We start from the raw sequence: 1,482 nt of genomic DNA, 5'->3' as shown, positions 1-1,482 counted from the left end.
GTACGGTGCAGATCAATGGCTTTCCTTGCTCACAGATCGGATGAAGGAGCATCTCCTGAAACAAGACATCCTGCATGCTGACGAGACGACGCTTCAGGTTCTACGCGAACCAGGGAAATCCGCGGAGTCGCAATCGTATCTATGGCTGTACCGTACCGGTCGCATGGGTCCGCCGATCGTTCTGTATGATTACCGGCCAACGCGTGGTGGAGAGAATCCACGAAACTACTTGAGTGGGTTTAGCGGTTATCTGCACGTGGATSGATATCCCGGCTACCACAAAGTGAAAGATGTCATGTTGATTGGGTGCTGGGCTCATGCACGTCGCAAATATGACGAGGCACTAAAAGCGCTACCGCCCTCACAAGATAAAACGGAAACGGCTGCCCAGCAAGGGCTCGGTTTTTGCAATCAACTCTTTGCGATTGAGCGAGAACTGAAGGATGCCATACCGGAACAACGCTATACGATCCGATTAGAGCGAAGTCGCCCTGTTCTGGATGCTTATTTGRCATGGCTACATCAGCAACGTCCTCGCAAATTGCCGAAAAGTAAGCTTGGAGAAGCGATTGCTTACAGCATGAATCAATGGGATAAGTTGACGGGATTCTTGAAAGACGGTCGACTTGAAATTGACAACAATCGAAGTGAGCGAGCGATTAAGCCCTTTATTATTGGAAGAAAAAATTGGCTGTTCGCGAACACTCCCCGCGGAGCAAAAGCCAGCGCAATCATTTATAGCGTGATTGAAACGGCAAAAGAGAATGGACTGAACCCGTTCAAATACTTGATGTATCTGTTCGAGCAACTCCCTCAGCTTTCAGATCCCAAAGATCCGGAAGCGCTGGATAAGTTGCTGCCCTGGTCAACTTCTCTTCCGCTGACTTGCCGTGTGTTTAAATCTTAATTCTCAGCTTATATGAGCCCTCACCTGAAAGACAAGATGGGACTATTTGATGCATACTTTGAGTAATCGTATGTGTTATTATTGATTTGCATATTTAGCCGAAAAAGCGCACAGCGTTGAAAAAGGATGGAAAAGTAATTTTATGAATACAAAATATTGTCCCCTTGTTTTTACAATTTTAAGTGACCGGGAGAGGATGTTTCAAGATATAGATACATATAAATTCAAAGCACATAATGAAATTATCAAACCTATGCTGGCTGCTGCAAAGCAAGCGTTCGTCTTTAAAGGAACCGCCGAACCACTCGAGGGCGCATTCGGCCATATGACACCGCCCGCGATGGATTTATCTCAATTCAAATTTCTCTTTTGGGACAAAGGCAAATATCAGGTCAATTTAGATCAGGAATGTGTAATCGGATACGAACATTTGTGGAATGCTTCCGGATACAGACGAGGTTCCATCGTGATTATCCTGCCTTATGAATATGATTTTTCGCCTTTACTGCCACATTGTTATGATTTTGGATTGACGGAGACACCCAATATGGGGCAATCGCCGGGAGCAGTAAAAA

General features: G+C 45.5%; 1 protein-coding gene and 1 pseudogene. Both read left to right on the top strand.

Annotated features, from left to right (window positions below; translation table 11 throughout):
• A partial coding sequence (gene tnpC / locus AC1DWN_RS33650) for an IS66 family transposase (protein WP_477563171.1) occupies positions 1-907 on the top strand: 907 nt, incomplete at its 5' end.
• A gap of 196 nt (positions 908-1,103) precedes the next feature.
• Positions 1,104-1,482 (top strand): annotated as a pseudogene (locus AC1DWN_RS33645) (hypothetical protein); the annotation flags it as partial.

It is taken from the genome of Paenibacillus sp. P4_A7 (genome assembly GCF_056402455.1).
Note: the sequence above shows the minus strand (reverse complement) of the source record. Positions and strands in the feature narration are given on the sequence as shown.